The organism is Terasakiella pusilla DSM 6293, assembly GCF_000688235.1.
GTDB classification, from domain to species: Bacteria; Pseudomonadota; Alphaproteobacteria; order Rhodospirillales; family Terasakiellaceae; genus Terasakiella; species Terasakiella pusilla.
Map to the genome: position 1 here is coordinate 21,917 of NZ_JHYO01000025.1, position 18,101 is coordinate 40,017.

An 18,101-nucleotide genomic window follows, 5' to 3' on the forward strand; every position below is an offset into this window, starting at 1 on the left:
GAATCTTAGTAACGGTATGCATCCGGCTTGAACGGACCGTTCACCGGCACGCCGATGTAATCAGCTTGTGCTTGTGACAGTTTCGTCAGTTTAACGCCCAGCTTTTCAAGGTGCAGGGCAGCAACTTTCTCGTCCAAGTGCTTCGGCAAGACATAAACGTCTTTTTTGTATTTGCCATCAGCATTGTTCTTGTACAGTTCGATCTGCGCCAAAACCTGGTTGGTGAAAGAGGCAGACATCACGAAAGATGGGTGACCTGTTGCACAACCCAAGTTAACCAGACGACCTTCAGCCAACATGATGATCTTGTGACCATCCGGGAATTCGATTTGGTCAACCTGCGGCTTGATGTTGGTCCATTTGAAGTTTTTCAGGGCAGCGATCTGGATTTCGTTATCGAAGTGACCGATGTTACAAACAATCGCGCCGTCCTTCATGCCTTCCATATGTTCTTTACGGATGATATCGAAGTTACCTGTTGTGGTGACATAGATGTCGCCTTCCGGCAGGGCATCTTCAACCGTCACAACTTCAAAACCTTCCATCGCCGCTTGCAGGGCACAGATCGGATCGATCTCTGTCACCAGTACACGACAACCGCAAGAACGCAGAGATTCAGCAGACCCTTTACCCACGTCACCGTAGCCACATACAACAGCAACTTTACCTGCCATCATCACGTCCGTTGCACGACGGATGCCGTCAACCAGAGACTCACGACAACCGTATTTGTTGTCGAATTTGGATTTGGTGACAGAATCGTTCACGTTGATCGCCGGGAACAACAGAGTTTCTTTACGCGCCATTTCGATCAGACGGTGAACGCCTGTTGTTGTTTCTTCTGTCACGCCCATGATGTCAGCAGCCGCTTTTGTGTACCACTGCGGGTCAATCGCGATGTGTTTTTTGATCGCTGCAAACAGAACTTCTTCTTCTTCAGAGCTTGGGTTGTCCAAAACGGACAGGTCTTTTTCTGCATCTTGGCCAAGGTGCAGCAACAAAGTCGCATCGCCACCGTCATCCAAGATCATGTTCGGTGCAGACCCATCGTGCCATGCGAACAGGCGGTGTGTGAAGTCCCAGTATTCTTCCAGTGTTTCGCCTTTGTGTGCGAAAACAGGGATACCAGCCGCCGCGATTGCAGCCGCTGCATGATCCTGTGTCGAGAAGATGTTACAAGACACCCAACGCACTTCTGCACCCAGCGCGATCAATGTTTCGATCAGAACAGCTGTCTGAATGGTCATGTGCAGGGAACCTGCGATTTTTGCGCCTTTCAGCGGCTGGGAAGCACCAAACTCTTCGCGCAGCGCCATCAGGCCCGGCATTTCAGCTTCTGCGAGGTTCAGTTCCTTACGGCCCCACTCAGCGAGACTGATGTCGGCAACCTGATAGTCTGTAAATTCACCCATAATGAGTTTCTCCACTTTTTTTGCTGCGTCTGACAGCATGTTCAAAATTCAAGCCTACCGACAGATTTGCCAGCATGCCTCTCATAACGTTGATCGCAATATAAAGAAATCTTTATATGTTTATCAAGTAGTATTTTCTCATACGTTGCATTTTCTTATCCAGATCACTTAAGAAATTGGTAATACCAATTTGATATCCTTCTAAGAGCCAAGGAGGATAAGGCCATGACACAGCACCACAGACGCACCTATCGCAACGTCAACTATCAAGCCGAGTTTGCCCAGCGCCTCGTCAACGCCATCGGGTACGAGGATGCCATCCGCGAATGCTATGAAAACCAATGGCTCGGCACCTTGATCTACATTCAACAGCTGCGACGTGACACCCCGACCTGACCAGACTTATACAAATAAGGGATGAAGGTTAGTTTTCAATCTGTTTCAACAGCGCATCCAGCGTGCGGGTCAAACGATCGAGATCATGCTCTTCACTGAGGCGGTGATCGCCGTTTTTAATAAAGGTGATTTCCACATCGTCGGAAGTCAGCATCTGCTCGAGACGCAGCGCCGTCTGCCACGGCACATCGTCGTCTTTTTTACCATGCAACAAACGCACGGGGACATCGAGAGGGATCGGTTTTCGCAAGACAAGATTTTCCCGCCCGTTCTCCAACAAAACTTTAGAAATGACATAAGGCTCATCCCCATAATCACATGGGATTTCCACATAGCCCTGTTCCTGCACCAATTTATGCTGGTCCGCTGTCAAATCTTCCATCATCAAGTCTTCGGTAAAATCCGGTGCTGCCGCGATCCCGATCAAACCTGCGATGCGATCGGGGCGTTTTAGGGCAGACAAGATCATGTTCCAGCCGCCCATACTCGACCCGATCAGGATTTGCGGCCCCTTGGCAACCTGATCCAGCATATCCACCGTATCATTCGACCAGCGTTCAATCGTCCCATCTTTGAACGCGCCATCGGACAAACCATGGCCCTGACAGTCAAAGCGCAAAAAAGCATTGCCGCGTTTTTTACAAAACTCTTCGACGGCCAGTGCTTTTCCCCCATCCATATCGGACATGAGCCCATGCAGGAAGATCACGCCGGGCGTGCGACCTTCTGTATAATGGTAGGCGATTTTATCCCCGTTTTGCTGCGTCAAAAAAGAGGGGGCGTTTTTTCCAGTAGGAATTTCTGTTGTCATCAGTTAAAACCATAAAATAACTAATTATAAAATAAGATTTGAACGCATGAGTGATACCATCAATTCTAGGACACAGCAAACCCCAGATCCCGTTAGTCGCCGCGCAACCGTCTTGCAGGTCTTGCCTGCGATGGTCACGGGTGGTGTGGAACGTGGCACCATCGAAATGGCGGAAGCCATTGTCAACGCAGGCGGTCGTGCGCTTGTGGCCTCTTCTGGTGGCCCCATGGTCCATGAACTGACCCGCGTCGGGGCAGAACATATCACCCTGCCGGTTGAGTCTAAAAATTTTTTTGTGATGCGCAAAAACGCAACGCGTCTGGCTGAGCTTATCCGCAAGGAAAGTATAGACCTTGTCCATGCACGCTCGCGTGCCCCGGCATGGAGTGCCTATTGGGCATCCAAACGCACCAATACACCGTTCATCACAACCTTCCACGGCACTTACAGCCACGGCAACCCGTTTAAACGCTGGTACAATTCCGTGATGACCAAAGGTGACCGCGTGATCGCCATCTCCAGCTTTATTGCCGGACATATGCGTAAAATTTATGGCGTGCGCCGTGAGCTCATTCGCTTGATCCATCGGGGCGTGGACATGTTCCGCTTCGATCCGGAAAAAGTGACCGCAGAACGTCTGGTGAAGCTCTCAACACAATGGAATATCCCCGACGGCGTGCCCGTCATCGCCTTGCCCGGTCGCTTGACCCGCTGGAAAGGTCAATTGGTCTTTATTGACGCCATTGCCAAACTGGGGCGCAAAGATATCTGCTGCCTGCTGATCGGGTCGGATCAGGGCCGTGTGGAGTATCGCAAACTGCTGGAACGCAAGATCCGTGAAAACGGTCTTGAAGGCGTGATCACCATTGTTGATGAATGTACCGACATGCCAACCGCCTACATGCTGACCGATCTTGTCGTTTCCGCCTCCACCGATCCAGAAGCTTTTGGTCGCGTGGTCTGTGAAGCCCAAGCCATGGGCCGCCCTGTCGTCGCCACCAACCATGGCGGTGCGCGCGAAACTGTCATCGAAGACGAAACCGGGTGGCTCTGCATCCCCGGTGATGCGGACTCCATGGCACAAGCCATTGCCAAGGGCTTGGCCCTCAGTGGTGAAAAGCGCGAAAAAATGGCGGCACGCGCCAAAGAGCATATCCGCAAGGATTTCTCCAAAGAAGCCATGTGCGCAAAAACCCTCGAAGTCTATAATGAAGTCCTAACACTCGGGTCATAATGTCCAATTCTCAAGACAAGCAAGAACGTATTCTTGTCATCAAGCTCAGTGCGCTTGGCGATTTTGTGCAAGCTTTGGGTCCGATGAAAGCCATTCGGGATCATCACCCCACTGCCCACATCACGTTGCTGACAACGAAACCTTATGCCCCCCTTGGGAAAGCCTGCGGCTATTTTGACGCCGTCTGGCAGGATATCCGCCCGAAAGCGTGGCAAGTGCGCCGGACCCTGAAACTGCGCCAACAGCTCAAAAGCGGCAACTTTGATCGCGTTTACGATCTGCAAACCTCTGATCGCTCGTCCGGCTATTTCAAGCTCATGGGCAGCAATGTCAAATGGTCGGGCATTGCGCGTGGCTGCTCACACCCCCATGCCAACCTGAAACGCGATTTTATGCACACCATTGATCGTCAAGCTGAACAGCTGGAAATGGCGGGCATCTTCAAGACACCCCTGCCCGACTTAAGCTGGGCCGATGCCGACCTATCGCGCTTTGATCTCGACACTCATTTTGCCTTATTGGTCCCCGGTGGCGCACCGCACCGCCCGGATAAACGCTGGCCTGCGCAAAAATATGCCGAACTCGCCCACGCCCTGCTGGAACGCAATATCCAGCCTGTCATGCTTGGCACCGCCAAAGAAGGTGAAGTGCTGGACGAGATTTTGGATCGCTGTCCCGACGTTTATGACCTGTCCAGCCAGACAGACTTTTTAGAGATTGCTGCCCTTGCCAAAAAAGCCCATGTGGCCATTGGCAATGACACCGGCCCCATGCACATCATTTCACTGGCCGGATGTCGCAGCGTGGTGTTGTATTCCAAAGCCTCTGACCCAGAATTATGTGGACAAAGAGGGCCGAATGTAACGATAGTACGCAAAGACAGTCTAAATGATTTAGACGTCGAGAGCGTCATTCAAGCAATCGAGTAAGCCCATGCTAACTTTTATGGACTGGTTATTCTTCGTCCCTGCATCAATCTTGCTATCCCTGACCTTCGGCCCCAACAACTTTATGAGCGTGGTCTACGGGATGCGTTTTGGCCCCATGGTCGCTGCAAAAGCAAGTATCGGTCGTGTCATGGTCTTTACCGTCATGATCATCGTGACTGCAGGCGGCTTGGGTATTTTGCTGGCAACCTCGGCAACGGCTTTTCAGATCATTAAATGGTGCGGTGTTGCCTACCTCGCCTATCTTGGTATTAAACTCTTTTTCAACAAAGGCGATGACTCGCTATTGTCCAATGCAGGTGAAAAGCCCGCCTATACCGGACTGCGCCCCTTAGTGAAAAAAGAACTGGTCTTGGCAGCCGCCAACCCGAAAGCCATCTTGATCATGACAGCAGTTCTGCCGCAGTTTATCTCCACCGAAGGGGATTATCTGCAACAGTTCACCATTATCGGTGTGACGTTCCTCTGCACAGAAATATTATCCGCGTGGATTTATGGGACGGCAGGCCACTTTGTCGGCACACGCAATTTTGGCGCGGCGCTGCAACAAAAAATCAATCATGCGACAGGGGCAATGTTCCTGATTTTCGCCACTCTACTGGCCCTAACCGAGCAGGAGCAATAAGACCTTCCCATGCTTTGGAATGTACCTAATATCCTGACCGTCTCGCGGATTCTCATCATTCCTGTCCTTGTTGGACTTTATATGGTCGGCGAACCAGCGGGCAACTGGATGGCCTTTTCGCTGTACGTCTATGCCTGTATTACCGACTTCTTTGACGGCTGGCTCGCACGGCGCATGAACCTGCAGTCCGCCCTTGGCAAATTCATGGACCCGATTGCGGACAAGTTGTTGATCTCGACCCTGATTGTCATGCTGATCGGCTTTGGTCCTATTGAAGGTGTCCACGTGTTGGCAGCCGGGATCATTCTGGTCCGTGAACTGCTTGTCTCCGGTTTGCGCGAATTTTTGGCCGAAACCAAAATCAGCGTACCTGTGACCCTGCTTGCCAAATGGAAAACCACCATTCAGATGCTGGCCTTGGGCTTTTTGATCGTCGGCAACGCTGGCCCGTATCTTTGGGTCGCGGAAACCATCACGGTTGGCTATGTCGGCCTGTGGCTTGCGGCGCTTTTGACCCTGTTGACGGGCTATGACTATTTACGCACTGGACTAAAACATATGGTGGATTAAACTATCCATCATGAGAAATATTTTTGGTATTGTCGGTAAAAGCGGCAGCGGTAAAACAACCCTTCTGGAACAGCTCATTCCAGCGCTTCGCGCGCATGGTCTGAGCATTTCTACCATCAAGCACACCCACCATCAGTTTGATGTGGATAAACCGGGCAAAGATTCCTATCGCCAGCGCGAAGCCGGTGCCGAAGAAGTCATGTTGGCGTCTTCCCACCGCTGGGCGTTGTTACATGAACTGCGCGATTCAAAAGAGCCTGAGATCGAAGACCTGCTCCGGCATATGACGCCTGTGGACCTGATCCTTGTAGAAGGGTTTAAGTTCCATAACCACCCTAAGATCGAGATCCATCGCCCATCATACGGACGCGCGCCGCTTTGGCCCGATGATGACACCATCCTGGCGGTTGCCAGTGACGAGAAAATCGATTGTGCACCCAAGCACTTGATCGACCTCAATGACATTGACGCCATTGCGCGCTTTATATTGTCTCACCTGAAACTGGAGACAAAATCATGACAGGTGTGTTTGACAGTTGCTTTGCCACGCCGGGTAAAATGATCCCGTTGGAGGAAGCCCGCGCCAAAATCCGCGACACCATCACCCCACGGGTCGGCACCACAACTCTGCCTTTGCGCCACTGCTGCGGCAAAATATTAGGCGAAGGTGTCATCGCGCGCCAAGATGTCCCGCCGCACAATAATTCTGCCATGGATGGCTATGCGATCTTTTTCGATGACCTCGCAACGGATGGTGAAACCCGCTTACCCGTCACCGCCCGCATCGCCGCAGGTCATCCGCTAGAACGCGCAGCCCAACGTGGGGAAGCCTTGCGTATTTTTACAGGCGCCCCCATCCCAGACGGCATTGACACTATTGTGATGCAGGAAAATGCAGTGGAAGCAGATGGTTTCGTCACCTTTCCCCAAGGCGCAGCCCACAAGAAGGGGGCCAACTTTCGTCATAAGGGAGAAGATATCAAAGACGGCGATGTGATCTTGAAAAAAGGTCATAAATTACGCGCTGCTGATATCGGGATTTGCGCCTCCGTTGGCTTGACAGATCTGTGTATCTATCGCCCTCTGAAAGTTGCCGTCTTTTCAACGGGTGATGAAATCCGCGATGCAGGCCAGCCTCTCCCCATCGGCTGCGTCTATGACATCAACCGCTACACCGTCCTTTCCATGCTGGAAAATCTCGGCTGTGAGGTCACGGACCTTGGCATCCTGCCCGATAACCTTGCGACCATCACAACGGCCTTGGATCAGGCAGCAGACAGCCATGATATGCTCTTTACCTCCGGCGGCGTCTCCTTGGGGGAAGAAGATCATGTTAAATCAGCGGTCAACGCGTTAGGGAAAGTGAACTTCTGGCGCATTGCCATCAAGCCCGGTCGCCCGATTGCGTTGGGGGAGATCAAGAACAAGCCCTTTATCGGCCTGCCCGGCAATCCCGTGGCAACCCTTGTGACCTTTATGACCATCGCGCGTCCCATGCTGCTGGGGTTTTCTGGTCGGACAGACATCTCGACACGATCCTATCAAGTGCCCGCGGCTTTTGAAATGTCCCACAAGGGCGGGCGCTATGAGTGGCAGCGCGCTTATCTGAAAGACACCGATCAAGGGCCAGTGGTCGACCTGTTCCATACCACGGGATCCGGCATTCTCACCTCCATGGTTAAAACCGACGGGCTGGTGGAAATATCGGATAGCCCGCGTGAGATTAAACCCGGTGATCTGGTCACGTTCATCCCTTACAGCGAGGTTAGCCAATAATGAAGATTTTGTATTTCGCGTGGTTACGCACCACAATCGGCTGCGCAGAAGAAGAGATTACCCTGCCGGACGACGTCGTAACCGTTGCCGATGTCCTTGATCTGCTACGCGAAAAAGGCGGTGCCTACGCTGCTGCGTTGGGGGAAGATAAAGTCATCCGCATCGCCGTTAATCAAGATTACGCCAACATGGATGACCCTGTAAAACAGGGCGATGAATTTGCCATCTTCCCGCCCGTGACCGGAGGATAAGACATGATCCGCGTGCAAGCAGAAAACTTTGATGTGGGGGCTGAGATCAATGCCCTATCCAACGGGAACACGGCCATTGGCGGCATCTGTTCCTTTGTCGGACTTGTGCGTGATTTTCAACATACCAAGGACGATGCAACCCGCGTCAGTGCCATGACCCTTGAACATTATCCGGGCATGACAGAAAAAAAGCTGCAAGAGATTGAAGAGATCGCGCGCAACCGCTGGCCTTTGGAAGATGTGCTGATCATCCACCGCTATGGACGCATGGAGCCGGGGGAAAATATTGTGCTGGTTGTCACGGCTTCCGCGCATCGCAAAGCCGCCTTTGAAGCGTGCGAATTTTTGATGGATTACCTTAAAACCAAAGCCCCTTTCTGGAAACTAGAAGAGGATGAGAAAGGCGAAGGGAGTTGGGTTGACGCCCGCGAGGCGGATGATGCCGCCGCCCAGAAGTGGGATCCGTCAGCCGGGTCTTAATTCTCGTTATAATTCGTTGTCACTTTATAGAAGAACCGTTTAATCCGCTGCCATTCTTCATGGGACACCCATTCCTTATAGTAATAAAGCCAGGAATAAATGTCCTCTTCCTTCTTTACGATACTATTGACGGCCTCTATCACCCGCTTGCCCTTCGGCGTTTTAGAACAGGCAAAATACGCGTAGGAGAACGGCTCCATCTCCGCCAACTGCAACGACCGATGGCTCGGCGCCAAATCATCCAAACGCAAGTAATAGCCATATTCAAAAGGGTAGAGGATCATCATATTCGCCTCTTCGCGCTTCAGCAAATTAAAGGCCTCGTAGCTATTTTCACTGGCAAGTTCTGGATGCTTGTCACGATAGATCTTCAGCGCCTCTTGCTCCGTCGGGAAATAAACGCGCCCTTTTACGTAACTGTATTTGGCCCAAGGCTGTCCCAACAGATCGGAAAAGCGCACATCCCCGTTTTTGTTGGCGAAGCCACGGGTCTGCAAGAAAATGTCATTTGATACCAACAGCCGCCGCCCACTTGTGAAATAGACCGGTTGGGAAAAATAAAAAACTTTCTCTCTCTCCGGCGTCTTTAACATATCAGCACGGCAAAAAGCGGTTCCCGCCTTTGCGCTTTCCATACTCTGCGCATAGCCCTGGGTCACGTCCTGATGGGAATACTCCATCAAGTTCCGTTGAAAAAAGCTACGGGTTTTATCCGCAAAGCCTTCATTCTCAAATGGCCCAGACATAATATTGACCGGTGGAAAATGGCTGACATGCCACGTCACTACGTCTTTAGCTTGTGCCGCCACAGCTGCACAAAAACAAACGATCAAAATCCCCAGACGTAAAACCATAAATTTATTCTACCTATCAATTCACACCTATATTTAATCATTCTGTCATATGTTTCAACCTTGTAATTTTATCAATAAATACAATATATTAGTTAAAATCATTCAAAGAGGTAAAAATGGTAGACTCTCCTTATCCCCCGGTTCAGGCCTATCTCAACTCCCACTTCATCGAAGAAAGAGAAGGCCGCCCGTTGCGCATCCTGTCCGAATATCTGGAACCCGATGCCCGTTTCGAAAAACACAACGTAGAAGATACAATCGTTTTTCTGGGGTCCGCACGCCTGCTCCCCAAGGACGTCGCCGAGGCGAAATTGCAGGAAGCCCGAAAAGACAATGGTGATGTACGCCGCGCCGAAATCGACCTTGAAATGTCGCGCTATTACGAAGATGCCCGTTGCCTTGCGCGTCGCCTGACAGAATGGTCTAAAAACCTTGAAGGTCATGAAAAACGCTTTGTCATGTGTACGGGCGGCGGTCCCGGTATTATGGAAGCAGGTAACAGAGGTGCCTCAGAAGCCAAGGGGCTGAACATGGGGTTCAACATCACCCTTCCCTTTGAGCAAAGCCAGAACCCCTACATCACTCGTCAGCTTTCCTTTGAATTTCGTTACTTCTTCATGCGGAAGTTCTGGTTCATGTATCTGGCAAAAGCGATTGTGACCTTTCCCGGCGGGTTTGGCACTATGGACGAATTTTTTGAAAGCCTGACTCTGATCCAGACGGGCAAGGTCAGCAAAAAACTGCCGATGGTTCTTTTTGGCAAAGACTTCTGGAACGAGGTGATGAACTTGGACGCCATGGTCAAATACGGCACCATCAGTCCAGAAGACCTCGATCTCTTCATATTTACCGATAGTGTGGATGAAGCTTACACCTACATCACCACCGAACTTGAAAAACACGCCCTGACAGAAATGGCCCGAAGCCAAGCCACCGCCCCTTAACCTAGTGTTGGGACGGGATGTGCTTGGTAATCACACTTAACAAATTGCGAACGTCTATGGGTTTTGACACATAATCAGAAAAGCCGGCTTCGAGACTTTTTTGTATAGATAAATCCATAGCGTGCGCACTAATGGCGATCACCGGCACGTCTTTCGTCTTCGGATTATCCTTTAACTGCTTAAGGGCATCAAAACCGTTCATGCCCGGCAAGTTGATATCCATTAACAGCAAATCGGGCTTCATCTGATCAATCATCAACATCCCCTGCTCCGCACTGGAGGCGACTTTCAGCTCTATCCCCTCAACCTCCTCCAAAATCCCCTGCATGAGGAAGACATTTTGAGAGTTATCTTCCACATATAAGATTTGGCGGTTGCGTTCGCTCCTAGATGTCTTTGCGGGTTGCCCGCCTGCCACACAGACAGCCGCCTGCGCCAATCCATCCAGATTATCCACGGGTAAATCAATCCAGAAACTACTGCCCGTACCCTGCACGCTGGTAAAACCAACCTGCCCACCCAAGGCCTCTGCAATCCGTTTGGTCAAAGCAAGGCCGATCCCGCTGCCTTCCACAGAACTGCGCTCTGCCCCCAAGCGGTTGAAGGGGACAAAGACATTCTGTTGCTTATCGATTTCAATCCCTTGTCCGGTATCGCTGATTTTAAACCGCAAATAACCGTCTTGTTCCCCCCGTTCCAACTCAAGGTGAACCTCCCCGCCTTCGCGGTTATATTTCACGGCGTTCGACAACAGGTTTAACAGCATCTGTTTTAAACGGATCGGATCGGTCTGAATCATCAAATCAGTTTCCTGACCCGGCGCAAAGACCTGAATGTTGGACTTCTCGGCGTTCGTCTCGATCAGGGACACGCAATCATCCAGCACATCCTGCACCATAACGTTCACGACATTAAAATGGATTTTTCCGGTTTCCACCTTCTCCAAATCCAATAAGCCGTCGATCAAGTTCAACAAATACTGCCCACCTTCTGCAATTTGGGCAACATGCTTGCTTTGACGGTCATCCAGTGGATTGCGTTGGCTCATCAATAACAACTGGGCAAAGCCTAAAATGCTATTGAGGGGGGTGCGCAGTTCATGCGACATGTTGGACAGAAATTCCGATTTTGCCGCACTGGCCTCGCGTGCCATTTCTGCCAGATGGCGTGCGTCCGCTTCCAATTTAAGCAAGTGCGTACGTTTCAATTCGACTTCTACGCACTTGCCCAAATCAAATAATGTCTGCATTTCCACATCCGACAACACCCGGGGTTCTCGATGGATCAAACATAAAGTCCCGACCACTTCCCCACCCGGTGCTTTGACGGGATATCCGGCATAAGAGCGCACATAGGGGGCACCGGTGACAAACGGATTATCCGCAAAACGCTCATCTTTATGGGCATCAGGGATGATAAAAAGATCAGTGGACTGAATAGCATGCCCACAAAAAGAAACATCCCTTGGTGTTTGCGCAACATCCAACCCTTGTGAGGATTTAAACCACTGGCGATTGACGTCAATCAGACTGACCAGAACAATATCCACCTTAAAATATTGTTGTGCAATCCGGGTGATCCGATCAAACCGGTCTTCTTTCGGGGTATCTAAGACATTCAATTCACATAAAGCTGCTAAACGCGCTTTTTCATTTTTTGTTTTTTGTGCCGCCAACATTTTTTATCATTTCAACTTTCAGTCACTGATAAAATCACTCTAAAGAATACAACAGGCGACGCAAGAATAACCTAAAATTTTATTCCAGTTCTGCATCATCCAACACCCCTTGCAGGGCATCATGATCTTTAATCGTGACTTTTCCGCGCGCCAATTCAATCCAGCCGTTATTTCGCCAGACCTGCAGCTGCTTATTCACGCTTTCGCGCGATGTGCCCATCATACGGGCAAGTTCCTGTTGTGGCAGGTTTAATCCGATCAAGACACCACCGCCCGGCTGATCTTCCCCATACAGATCCGCCAGATTAAGCAGACGTTTTGCCAATCGCCCGTCCAATGGCAAAAAGGCGGCATCCTCGACCATTTCACTGGTGAGGCGCACGCGATGACACAACAATTGCATCACCTGAATACACAACTTAGGATGCTTTTCCAGAAATGGGATAAAGTCCCGCCGCTGAATCACCAGCAGTTCTGTTTTTGACATGGCAATTGCGTCAGCCGTGCGGTCCAAACCGTCCAGCATGGCAATTTCCCCAAAAAACTGGCCTTCCTCGATGATATTGAGCGTCACTTCCTTCCCGTTCGGGGAGGTGGTGACAATCTTGATATTTCCTTGCTGCACCCCAAAAAAACTATCCCCCGGATCGCCTTTGACAAACAGGGTTTCATTTTTATCAAGCTTGCGCGTGACGATCATGGACAACAGCTTATCCAGCATGTCATCGTCCAGACTCCCTAACAAATCACTGTTTGCCAGCAATGCTTTTTTGTCGTGAAACACCATGTTAATCGCCTTCTTTAAATCTTTTTAATAAAAATATCATCTTTGTGAACCAGCTCACAGATAATCCAGAACCGCCATGTAAATATAATAGCAACTTCTCTATTGCCCTTAAGAGAAGCCTCCCATTCCGTCGGTTCGACCCCTAGACATCGACGGAATTTGACCCTATAGAGAGGATGGTCCCCCCGAGCCATCCTCTCTTTTAGTTTGTGCGATCAATGAAGCAAAAAATTGCAATTATAGGCGGCGGTCCTGCCGGGTTAATGGCAGCGCATCATCTTGTCGGCAAAGGTTTCGATCTTCATCTTTTCGAATCCATGCCGTCACTGGGTCGCAAATTTCTTATGGCTGGCAAAAGCGGTATGAATTTGACCCACAATGAGCCGCTGGAACATTTCCTGAGCAGATATCACGATGACAATAACGAAATCACCAAAGCCGTCAATGGTTTTACGCCAGCAGATATCCGTAATTGGGCAACCGCTTTAGGCGTTGAAACCTTCGTCGGCAGCTCTGGTCGCATTTTCCCCACCGATTTTAAAGCCGCACCGCTGCTAAGAAGCTGGTTGCGCCACCTAAAAGCCCATGGGCTCACCACCCATGTCCGTCACCGCTGGACCGGATGGGATGGCGAGGCCTTAAGTTTTGACACCCAAAATGGCCCACGCAGCGATAGTTTTGATGCGGTCCTTTTTGCGATGGGCGCCATCAGTTGGCCGAAACTGGGATCTGATGGCGCGTGGCGGGCACCGTTTGCGACCAAAGACATTCAGATCACGCCGTTTAAGCCGTCAAACTGTGGCTTCCTGAGAGACTGGAGCCCGCATTTTCTCGAGAAGTTTGCAGGCAGCCCCATCAAATCCGTGTCCTTACGGGTGGGGGAAAACCAGACAAAAGGCGACTTTGTCATCACCCAGTCTGGTGTTGAAGGCTCCGCTATCTATACCCATAGCCGCGCCTTACGGCTTGAGCTGGAAGCACACAACACCGCGACCCTTTATGTTGATCTCAGCCCTGATCGGAGCGCAGAGCAGTTACACCAAGCCTTAACACGCCCGAAAGGGTCAAAGTCGCTTTCAACCCATCTCAAGCGCGCCACCAACTTGCCGCCTGTCAAAATCGCGCTTTTACGAGAAGTACTGGATAAAGACAGTTTCACCGATCTATCCAAACTGGCCCGATCCATCAAAGACCTGCCCCTCCCATTAAACGGAATGCGCCCCATTGACGAAGCCATCAGCTGCGCCGGTGGGGTGGACTTTGACGGTCTGGATGAAGGACTGATGTTAAAAGATCACCCCGGCCTTTTCCTTGCTGGGGAGATGCTCAACTGGGACGCCCCGACCGGCGGCTACCTGCTAACCGCCTGTTTTGCCACGGGGAAACGCGCTGCCCTTGGCATGGAAGACTGGCTAAGACGCAAGGGGTAAGGTGCGCATCATCCGGCGCATCGCATCATCAATCAAGGACGGGATAATTTCCTCATCCGCGCTAAACATCGCGGCTTGGGCAACACCGCCAACCAGCGCCAGCGGCGAAGTTGGCACCCCGCCATCCGCGCGCCAAACCGTATGGGCAGCCTGCCAGACAGGTTCCTCATCCTGAATGCGCATCATCTGGACCATCACCCCTACCTGTTTTTTGGCAAATACCCCGACATAATCATCGCCTAAATCATATAAAACTGCACGGGCATAAAAACGGCAACGGGTATGGCTGGCATAGCGTGCCCGATCTGTCGCATCATTTAAATCATAGCCTTGCTGCTGGGCAATACGGGCGCGCACACGCGGGAAAATGACGCGATCTACTTTCTCCCCCAGATGACGCGCCAGCGCAACTGACAGCGCCTTGCCCATTACAGGCTGATCCGGGGCATCACTTTCAAACACACTGACGCAATCGGGGGGATCACGGTGATAAAGGCCGGAAAGTTTATAGTTTACGTCCCCCGCCTGCATCGGCTCGGTTGTCGCCCCCGCTTTTTTATAGGATGGGGCTGTCACGCAACCGGTCAGCAACAGGACAATCACACTCATGAACAAAGCCACTCTCATCACGCCCTCCCGCGACATCGTCTCGTTGGTGAGAGCGCAATTACCCCTTCGCGCGCCACCCCATCGACGAAAATATCACGCACCAGCACCTGACCATTTACCTGCACATAGCGCGCCTGAATGGACCTCGCCTGCATATACTGCGGTCCGACCATCGCCTGTAATCCCCCCAGCAAAGACGCATCCACCTTGCGCGGGAAGATGCGGACCAAGCCTGCCGCCCCCAAACCGCCATGATGACGTTTCACCACCTGTCTAATCCCTTGTTCTGAACGCGGCAGGCTCCCGCTTGCCTCGCGCAGAAAGCCACTGTAGCGATCCAGATTAATTTCCCAGCGCTGACCGCGTGCCTCGGATGTGCGATATAAATCCCCTTTGGCATCCATCACCGCATTCTCCATCCCAAAACAGGCCTTAAAGATTTGATGTAACGCCTCGCGCGCCCGTTCCTCTTTGGGCCATGCGATCTCGATCAACGGACCTTTGCCATGTTCCAACACCCGCAACAAGGCCCGCCCCCCTGCGGTTTGGGCCACCGTCACTTCCAATGCAGGGGGAACCTCAATCGGCTTTTCCTTGGTCGGCTGCGGTTTTACATTGGTCGGGGTCGGTTGAGGCGGCAGCGTTTTTTCCAGCTTCACAGGTTCAACCCTAGCCGCGACTTTGGGGGCAACAGACTGCGCCGCGGGCTGTTGTACAGGCGCCGCTTTCACCACCTCCGGCTCTGGGGTTGGTTGAGGTTGAGGAGCTGGGGCCACCACTTGAACAGCAGGTGGGGCGGGGAGAACAAAAGAAACCTGCTCTGGCGTTGGCACCGAGGGCGCGGCATCAGCGGGTTTTACCTGCACCTGCTCGGTAGCTTGATCCTCTTGCACCCTTTCTTCCACCTGTTCAGGGGTGACCCACAACCAGATGATCCAGCAGGCAAACAAGACGGCAACAGCACAAGACAGAGTATGTGAGGGCACAGGTTTCATCTGATATCCCCTATCGGGTCATTTTTTCCGCGAACATCCGTTCCATATCCGCGACCATTTCGCGCAACTGCTTGGAGCGTTCTTTGGCATCGACAAGCACGGTTTCTTGGCTCGGGACAGGGGCAACAGGCTCAGCGACCACCTCGTCTCGTTCTTGCACTTTGCCCGTTGCGCGAGACGGTGCGGCTTTGGGTTCCACCTTTACAACCTCAATCGCTTTGGGCAGTGGCGGTGGGGCTTGCACCTTCTCCACCACAGGCTCAACTTTTTGGACCTGAGGGTCAGGCGCCATCGGTTTCGGGGTGACCTTCGCAATGGGGCGCGGTGTGGGCGGCGGGGTTTCTTTTTCAACAGCCTGCAGGGGCGCAATCTCTTGTGTCGCCGGAAGGGTGGACAGGCGCGGTTCCGTTTGATCTTTCCCCACGATCAGATAAGCCAGCGCTAAAAACACCGCCACATTAAAGACAAGATATCTCATAACCGTCCTCCGATTTTACGCGCTTCAACAGAAATGGAAAGCAAGGCCCGCAACACCGCGGCTGTCGGCAAGCCCACCACGGTCGTTAAAAACGCCAGCGAAAAATGTTTGGTCAAATCCCCTATGATGGCTTGCACGGTATCCGGCGTCAGATCTTGTTCTGCCAACGTGCCGATGCCCAAGCTGATCCCCAACAAGGTGAAGGTGAGCGCCAGTGTCGAGACACCGTTTGCCCCATGCAATCCGACTTCTAACCAGAAATCCGTCTGCTGCGGGCGTTGGCCTAGGCGAACCCACGCAAAAAGACTGATAAAGACAAGGGCAGAAAACAGACCGATAAAAGATAGACCGAACACTTCTAGTGTCCATTCAGCAATCGCAGCAGGGGCAAGGGACGTTGCAAAAACGGCGGCTGCCAATGTAAGACAAAGGGCGCCCAACAAATAACTTAAGGCGCGTGACCCGCTGTCGGCCAGATGAAGGGCGTTTTTCATTTTATCGTCTCCCGACACGGGTGGACATCAGATCATCTGTGGAGACGCCAAATTGACGCAGCCAATGATCCACCATGGTATGCCCCTTTTCAGCCGAGGCATGACCCAAAAAGGTCACATCGTAATTTTGAAAGGCAATACGCACCGTCTTGGTATTTTCGCCGCGCAAGGATTTATCGCGCATGACAATGCGTTCTAGGTCGATCAAGCGACGGCGTTGGCTGTCCAGCTTGGCTTGACGTTCATCTACCGACAGGTCAGCATCTAAAAACGTGTTGATGGTCATGGAACGTTCACGTTCCAGATTTTCAAGGGTACCGGCATTGGCGGCAGTCGCAAGGGCCATCAGGGCCAGTCCACCCGCAATCAAATAAGTCGCTTTCATCGGTCTTACTCCTTCAAATTTCAATTGTTCAGAAAGAACGAAACATTTTTCGCTGGGGTCAGGGAGTTTTGCGCCACATCACTGTCAAGCAACTCTTCATCCAGTCCCTCTTCCGCCAAAGCCATGGCATCCAGTGCCACCAACTTTGCCATATAGCCAAGGATGGTTTCTTCCTGATCCAGTACGGCAAGTTCGGTCTGCACATCGGCAACCATGCGCCGGACATGTTCTTCGCGCGTTAAAATCACACCATTTTCCGAGACGGGCATTTCATTCATTTTATGACCGTCGATGCGGGCCACCAGTTGTTCAATCGCCGTTTTGTTCTGGGCGTACTGTTGGGAATATTTGCTTTCTTCCAGTTCCGGGGCTTCAAACAGGCGTTGATCCACTTTGGCAAGGGAGCTTTCAAACCGTTCAGCCGCGGCATCCTGCAAAGCCAGCAGTTCTTCCTTTTCCGGCGTCATCGCGCCTTCTTCGGCTGACAAGCGGTCAAGCATATCGTCAAACAAGCGGCGTTTGGTCAGCAGATGCTTGCGACGCAGCTCGTTGCGTTCCGACATCATGGCGAGGTAGTTGCGTTTTTCTGACAAAAACTGATGGCGTAAATCGCTGCGCACCTCCCCATCCGCTGTTTCAATCGCGTTTTGCAAATCACCTAGGGTATTGCCTTTCAGGGACAGGTTTTCCTCCTTCTCCTGAATGGCGGTGCCGAGTTCGGAGCGTGCAAAATCATGATCGATGGATTTTTGCAGATAGCTGGGCGGCAACTTCACCAACCGTTCAGAACTTTGCGGCGTCCATTTGGGCGCGCCTTGGGCCAATGACATGGTGCCCACAAGCACAATACCACCCACAAACACGCATGTTAAAAGACGGGCCAGTTTTTTGGGGTCAGCCGATTGGATCATAAGTGGAAAATCAGACATGGTATCCTCCTTGCGC

At 51.7% G+C, this 18,101-nt stretch carries 22 protein-coding genes; 11 read left to right on the plus strand and 11 right to left on the minus strand.

Annotated features, from left to right (window positions below; genetic code table 11):
* Window positions 1-5 precede the first annotated feature (5 nt).
* The gene (gene ahcY / locus Q397_RS0115340; RefSeq protein ID WP_028880176.1) at window positions 6-1,412 is read right to left on the minus strand and encodes an adenosylhomocysteinase; all 1,407 of its coding nucleotides are present in this window, start codon (window positions 1,410-1,412) and stop codon (window positions 6-8) included.
* A gap of 225 nt (window positions 1,413-1,637) precedes the next feature.
* On the opposite strand from ahcY, the gene Q397_RS25020 reads away from it, so the two are divergent.
* Window positions 1,638-1,808 (plus strand): hypothetical protein, encoded by a 171-nt coding sequence (locus Q397_RS25020; RefSeq protein ID WP_156950742.1) that lies wholly within the window; start codon window positions 1,638-1,640, stop codon window positions 1,806-1,808.
* A gap of 28 nt (window positions 1,809-1,836) precedes the next feature.
* Here the strand turns inward: Q397_RS25020 and Q397_RS0115350 are convergent, their stop codons facing one another.
* Window positions 1,837-2,619, minus strand: coding sequence for an alpha/beta hydrolase (locus Q397_RS0115350; RefSeq protein WP_028880177.1), 783 nt, complete (start codon window positions 2,617-2,619; stop codon window positions 1,837-1,839).
* A 46-nt stretch (window positions 2,620-2,665) separates the two neighbouring features.
* Between Q397_RS0115350 and Q397_RS0115355 the strand changes: the two genes are divergently transcribed.
* Genes Q397_RS0115355 through Q397_RS0115390 form a run of 8 tightly spaced genes read left to right on the plus strand, consistent with a single transcriptional unit; the run spans window position 2,666 to window position 8,502 of the window.
* Window positions 2,666-3,853 (plus strand): glycosyltransferase family 4 protein, encoded by a 1,188-nt coding sequence (locus Q397_RS0115355; protein ID WP_028880178.1) that lies wholly within the window; start codon window positions 2,666-2,668, stop codon window positions 3,851-3,853.
* Window positions 3,853-4,782: a glycosyltransferase family 9 protein gene (locus tag Q397_RS0115360; RefSeq protein ID WP_038014221.1), complete on the plus strand. Its 930-nt coding sequence runs from the start codon at window positions 3,853-3,855 to the stop codon at window positions 4,780-4,782. The genes Q397_RS0115355 and Q397_RS0115360 overlap by 1 nt, the downstream gene beginning before the upstream one ends.
* Window positions 4,783-4,798: 16 nt before the next feature.
* Window positions 4,799-5,425: a LysE family translocator gene (locus Q397_RS0115365; RefSeq protein WP_038014223.1), complete on the plus strand. Its 627-nt coding sequence runs from the start codon at window positions 4,799-4,801 to the stop codon at window positions 5,423-5,425.
* Window positions 5,426-5,434: 9 nt separating this feature from the next.
* Window positions 5,435-5,995 (plus strand): CDP-diacylglycerol--glycerol-3-phosphate 3-phosphatidyltransferase, encoded by a 561-nt coding sequence (gene pgsA, locus Q397_RS0115370; protein ID WP_028880181.1) that lies wholly within the window; start codon window positions 5,435-5,437, stop codon window positions 5,993-5,995.
* A 10-nt stretch (window positions 5,996-6,005) separates the two neighbouring features.
* A complete protein-coding gene (gene mobB, locus Q397_RS0115375; RefSeq protein WP_038014224.1) occupies window positions 6,006-6,515 on the plus strand; it encodes a molybdopterin-guanine dinucleotide biosynthesis protein B in 510 nt (169 codons plus the stop codon).
* On the plus strand, window positions 6,512-7,771 hold the full coding sequence (gene moeA, locus Q397_RS0115380; RefSeq protein WP_028880183.1) for a molybdopterin molybdotransferase MoeA: 1,260 nt from the start codon (window positions 6,512-6,514) through the stop codon (window positions 7,769-7,771). Before mobB ends, moeA begins: the two co-directional genes overlap by 4 nt.
* Window positions 7,771-8,022: a molybdopterin converting factor subunit 1 gene (moaD, locus tag Q397_RS0115385; RefSeq protein ID WP_028880184.1), complete on the plus strand. Its 252-nt coding sequence runs from the start codon at window positions 7,771-7,773 to the stop codon at window positions 8,020-8,022. Before moeA ends, moaD begins: the two co-directional genes overlap by 1 nt.
* A gap of 3 nt (window positions 8,023-8,025) precedes the next feature.
* Entirely contained in the window at window positions 8,026-8,502 is a 477-nt protein-coding gene (locus tag Q397_RS0115390; protein ID WP_028880185.1) for a molybdenum cofactor biosynthesis protein MoaE, read from the plus strand.
* Here Q397_RS0115390 and Q397_RS0115395 read toward each other — a convergent pair.
* A complete protein-coding gene (locus Q397_RS0115395) occupies window positions 8,499-9,356 on the minus strand; it encodes a transporter substrate-binding domain-containing protein (protein WP_028880186.1) in 858 nt (285 codons plus the stop codon). The genes Q397_RS0115390 and Q397_RS0115395 overlap by 4 nt on opposite strands.
* A 116-nt stretch (window positions 9,357-9,472) precedes the next feature.
* Between Q397_RS0115395 and Q397_RS0115400 the strand changes: the two genes are divergently transcribed.
* Window positions 9,473-10,300 (plus strand): LOG family protein, encoded by an 828-nt coding sequence (locus Q397_RS0115400; protein ID WP_028880187.1) that lies wholly within the window; start codon window positions 9,473-9,475, stop codon window positions 10,298-10,300.
* Between the two features lies 1 nt (window position 10,301).
* Here Q397_RS0115400 and Q397_RS0115405 read toward each other — a convergent pair whose 3' ends face one another.
* Window positions 10,302-11,978, minus strand: a complete 1,677-nt coding sequence (locus Q397_RS0115405; RefSeq protein WP_028880188.1) for a hybrid sensor histidine kinase/response regulator — start codon at window positions 11,976-11,978, stop codon at window positions 10,302-10,304.
* Window positions 11,979-12,057: 79 nt separating this feature from the next.
* Complete coding sequence (locus Q397_RS0115410; protein ID WP_051610122.1) at window positions 12,058-12,765, minus strand: Crp/Fnr family transcriptional regulator; 708 nt, start codon at window positions 12,763-12,765, stop codon at window positions 12,058-12,060.
* 218 nt (window positions 12,766-12,983) lie between these two features.
* On the opposite strand from Q397_RS0115410, the gene Q397_RS0115420 reads away from it, so the two are divergent.
* Window positions 12,984-14,195 carry a TIGR03862 family flavoprotein gene (locus Q397_RS0115420; RefSeq protein WP_028880191.1) on the plus strand — a complete coding sequence of 404 codons (1,212 nt, stop codon included), beginning with the start codon at window positions 12,984-12,986 and terminating at the stop codon, window positions 14,193-14,195.
* On the opposite strand, the gene Q397_RS0115425 is transcribed toward Q397_RS0115420, so the two are convergent.
* From Q397_RS0115425 to Q397_RS0115450, 6 genes are read right to left on the minus strand one after another with little or no spacing between them, the layout of a single operon-like run.
* Window positions 14,178-14,822: a hypothetical protein gene (locus Q397_RS0115425; protein WP_028880192.1), complete on the minus strand. Its 645-nt coding sequence runs from the start codon at window positions 14,820-14,822 to the stop codon at window positions 14,178-14,180. The genes Q397_RS0115420 and Q397_RS0115425 overlap by 18 nt on opposite strands.
* Window positions 14,822-15,799: a hypothetical protein gene (locus Q397_RS0115430; protein WP_028880193.1), complete on the minus strand. Its 978-nt coding sequence runs from the start codon at window positions 15,797-15,799 to the stop codon at window positions 14,822-14,824. Before Q397_RS0115430 ends, Q397_RS0115425 begins: the two co-directional genes overlap by 1 nt.
* Before the next feature lie 10 nt (window positions 15,800-15,809).
* Window positions 15,810-16,277, minus strand: coding sequence for a hypothetical protein (locus Q397_RS0115435; protein WP_028880194.1), 468 nt, complete (start codon window positions 16,275-16,277; stop codon window positions 15,810-15,812).
* Window positions 16,274-16,771 carry a hypothetical protein gene (locus Q397_RS22840; RefSeq protein ID WP_051610123.1) on the minus strand — a complete coding sequence of 166 codons (498 nt, stop codon included), beginning with the start codon at window positions 16,769-16,771 and terminating at the stop codon, window positions 16,274-16,276. The genes Q397_RS0115435 and Q397_RS22840 overlap by 4 nt, the downstream gene beginning before the upstream one ends.
* Before the next feature lies 1 nt (window position 16,772).
* Complete coding sequence (locus tag Q397_RS0115445; protein WP_028880195.1) at window positions 16,773-17,156, minus strand: hypothetical protein; 384 nt, start codon at window positions 17,154-17,156, stop codon at window positions 16,773-16,775.
* 20 nt (window positions 17,157-17,176) lie between these two features.
* Window positions 17,177-18,085 carry a hypothetical protein gene (locus Q397_RS0115450; RefSeq protein ID WP_028880196.1) on the minus strand — a complete coding sequence of 303 codons (909 nt, stop codon included), beginning with the start codon at window positions 18,083-18,085 and terminating at the stop codon, window positions 17,177-17,179.
* Window positions 18,086-18,101: the final 16 nt, after the last annotated feature.

Bases quoted from the DNA above. Each gene is read 5' to 3' on its own strand.
- Q397_RS0115430 (WP_028880193.1), bottom strand. From the start codon at position 15,799: ATGAAACCTGTGCCCTCACATACTCTGTCTTGTGCTGTTGCCGTCTTG.
- pgsA (WP_028880181.1), top strand. From the start codon at position 5,435: ATGCTTTGGAATGTACCTAATATCCTGACCGTCTCGCGGATTCTCATC.
- Q397_RS0115400 (WP_028880187.1), top strand. From the start codon at position 9,473: ATGGTAGACTCTCCTTATCCCCCGGTTCAGGCCTATCTCAACTCCCAC.
- Q397_RS0115435 (WP_028880194.1), bottom strand. From the start codon at position 16,277: ATGAGATATCTTGTCTTTAATGTGGCGGTGTTTTTAGCGCTGGCTTAT.
- Q397_RS0115360 (WP_038014221.1), top strand. From the start codon at position 3,853: ATGTCCAATTCTCAAGACAAGCAAGAACGTATTCTTGTCATCAAGCTC.
- Q397_RS0115445 (WP_028880195.1), bottom strand. From the start codon at position 17,156: ATGAAAGCGACTTATTTGATTGCGGGTGGACTGGCCCTGATGGCCCTT.
- Q397_RS0115395 (WP_028880186.1), bottom strand. From the start codon at position 9,356: ATGGTTTTACGTCTGGGGATTTTGATCGTTTGTTTTTGTGCAGCTGTG.
- Q397_RS0115450 (WP_028880196.1), bottom strand. From the start codon at position 18,085: ATGTCTGATTTTCCACTTATGATCCAATCGGCTGACCCCAAAAAACTG.
- ahcY (WP_028880176.1), bottom strand. From the start codon at position 1,412: ATGGGTGAATTTACAGACTATCAGGTTGCCGACATCAGTCTCGCTGAG.
- mobB (WP_038014224.1), top strand. From the start codon at position 6,006: ATGAGAAATATTTTTGGTATTGTCGGTAAAAGCGGCAGCGGTAAAACA.
- Q397_RS25020 (WP_156950742.1), top strand. From the start codon at position 1,638: ATGACACAGCACCACAGACGCACCTATCGCAACGTCAACTATCAAGCC.
- Q397_RS0115390 (WP_028880185.1), top strand. From the start codon at position 8,026: ATGATCCGCGTGCAAGCAGAAAACTTTGATGTGGGGGCTGAGATCAAT.
- Q397_RS0115405 (WP_028880188.1), bottom strand. From the start codon at position 11,978: ATGTTGGCGGCACAAAAAACAAAAAATGAAAAAGCGCGTTTAGCAGCT.
- Q397_RS0115425 (WP_028880192.1), bottom strand. From the start codon at position 14,822: ATGAGAGTGGCTTTGTTCATGAGTGTGATTGTCCTGTTGCTGACCGGT.
- Q397_RS0115355 (WP_028880178.1), top strand. From the start codon at position 2,666: ATGAGTGATACCATCAATTCTAGGACACAGCAAACCCCAGATCCCGTT.
- Q397_RS0115410 (WP_051610122.1), bottom strand. From the start codon at position 12,765: ATGGTGTTTCACGACAAAAAAGCATTGCTGGCAAACAGTGATTTGTTA.
- moaD (WP_028880184.1), top strand. From the start codon at position 7,771: ATGAAGATTTTGTATTTCGCGTGGTTACGCACCACAATCGGCTGCGCA.
- Q397_RS22840 (WP_051610123.1), bottom strand. From the start codon at position 16,771: ATGAAAAACGCCCTTCATCTGGCCGACAGCGGGTCACGCGCCTTAAGT.
- moeA (WP_028880183.1), top strand. From the start codon at position 6,512: ATGACAGGTGTGTTTGACAGTTGCTTTGCCACGCCGGGTAAAATGATC.
- Q397_RS0115350 (WP_028880177.1), bottom strand. From the start codon at position 2,619: ATGACAACAGAAATTCCTACTGGAAAAAACGCCCCCTCTTTTTTGACG.
- Q397_RS0115420 (WP_028880191.1), top strand. From the start codon at position 12,984: ATGAAGCAAAAAATTGCAATTATAGGCGGCGGTCCTGCCGGGTTAATG.
- Q397_RS0115365 (WP_038014223.1), top strand. From the start codon at position 4,799: ATGGACTGGTTATTCTTCGTCCCTGCATCAATCTTGCTATCCCTGACC.